Here is a 1,769-nt window from a genome sequence, read left to right on the forward strand (position 1 = left end):
ACGGCCGGTTTCCAGAATGTGCGACTTGTAGTTGAGCCCGATACCAAAGATTCTGGGATGGGCCACCGTTGGGGCCAACAGTTCGAGGTCGGCGAGGGGCCAGGACTCGTCCGTCAGCTCGATCGGCCCCTCAAAGGGGGACCCGCTCATCGCTCGAACGGTCTGTGGGTCGATCAGCGAACCAAAGCGCTCGTTGCCACCGTGATTGAATTTGACAATTTTCAAAACAGTCCTCCTAGGGAAGGTCTGCACAACCCCCACCGCAGCGTGAGCTGAGGCGATGGATTTCGGATGTCGACGTTGAAGTCGAATTCGGATCGTTTCCAAAGCCGAATTTCGGCTGTCTGCGGCCGCTTGGACCTGACTCGCAGGGCATCTCCGGGGTGCAGACGCACTCACCCCTGCAACCTCAAGATCTGCCTGCGCGCCATCCACAGATTGCTCAGCGCAAACAGCATCGTCAGGCGCGCTGTGTTCTTGGCCAGCCCCCGGTATCGCACCTTGGCATGACCGAACTGCTGCTTGATCACCCGAAACGGGTGCTCCACCTTCGCCCGGATGCGCGCCTTGGTCTGCTCCAGCTTGTCCATGATCTCGCCCATGGGAGTGCTCTTGTCCAGTGCCTTGCGCTTGCCCGGACGCATGGCCACATGCCAGTTCGCCTCGATGCCCTGCGTCTCTTCGCGCTTGGCCACACCTTGGTAGCCCGCGTCAGCGAACACATCGCTCTCTTCTCCATGCACCAGCGCGCCGGCTTGTGTCACGTCGTTGACGTTGGCCGCCGTGCCCACCACGCTGTGCACCAGACCCGAATCGGCGTCCACGCCAATGTGCGCCTTCATGCCGAAGTGCCATTGGTTGCCCTTCTTGGTCTGGTGCATTTCGGGATCGCGCTCACCGCTGCTGTTCTTGGTCGAGCTGGGCGCGGCAATGATGGTGGCGTCCACCACGGTGCCGGTCTTGAGCAACAGCCCTTGATGGGCCAGCCCGGCATTGATGGTGGCCAGCACCTGAGGGGCGAGCTGGTGTTTCTCCAGCAGGTGGCGAAAGCGCAGGATGGTGCTCTCATCTGGCAGGCGCGCTGCGCCGTCCAGACCAACGAAGCGGCGGTACAAGGGGCGCTCGTGCAGCTCTTCTTCCATCGCCGGATCGCTGAGGTTCCACCACAGCTGCAGGCAGTGGATGCGAAGCATGGTCTCCACTGCAAACGGTGGGCGCCCACCCAGAGCCTGGTGCGCGCCGCGGGCATGCGGCTGGATGAGTGCGACCAAGGCCTGCCACGGCACGACCTTGTTCATCTCTTCAAGAAACACTTCCTTCCGCGTCTTCTTGTGGAGCGGATCCAGCCCCAGCGTGATTTGGTTCATGCCCCTATCTTCTCCTCACGTCATGCCGCTTGCCAGTTCAAAGAGCGGGAGGTTTTGCAGGGCCTCCCTAACCTCGTTGCCAACGCGTTTCATTAAACATAGACGCGGGATGTCAAACGTAGCTCAAAAAATAAAACCTGAAGAGTAAATTCGAATGCTCCACCTTGCTCCACCCAACACATCAAGTGTCATTGGATTTTTTTTACCATCCAATAATCGCTTTGCAACTTTAGATATCAATAGCGACAAAATCCCATATGCAGACAATCCTCCCGCAAATCCATTGAGCACCAAGGCGCCCCGCTCGCATCTCATGGCCGACGGAAATACGACTGCCGAGACAACAACTAATACAGTGATAGTAATTGTATGCGCTGATTTTTAGTCACCACTCTTAGATGC

2 protein-coding genes are annotated in these 1,769 nt (G+C 58.3%); both read right to left on the reverse strand.

Translation table 11 applies throughout. The annotated features are described in order from the left end of the window. Positions 1–225: Rv2993c-like domain-containing protein (locus tag ABYB95_RS22910; protein ID WP_372662478.1), on the reverse strand; the 225-nt coding region annotated here is incomplete at its 3' end. Between the two features lie 170 nt (positions 226–395). Next, complete coding sequence (locus tag ABYB95_RS22915; protein WP_372662481.1) at positions 396–1,367, reverse strand: IS5 family transposase; 972 nt, start codon at positions 1,365–1,367, stop codon at positions 396–398. Positions 1,368–1,769: the final 402 nt, after the last annotated feature.

It is taken from the genome of Hydrogenophaga sp. (assembly GCF_041633695.1).
In the GTDB taxonomy this organism is placed as follows: Bacteria; Pseudomonadota; Gammaproteobacteria; order Burkholderiales; family Burkholderiaceae_C; genus Hydrogenophaga.

Coding starts and splice junctions, on each gene's coding strand:
- ABYB95_RS22915 (WP_372662481.1), bottom strand. CDS start 1,367: ATGAACCAAATCACGCTGGGGCTGGATCCGCTCCACAAGAAGACGCGG.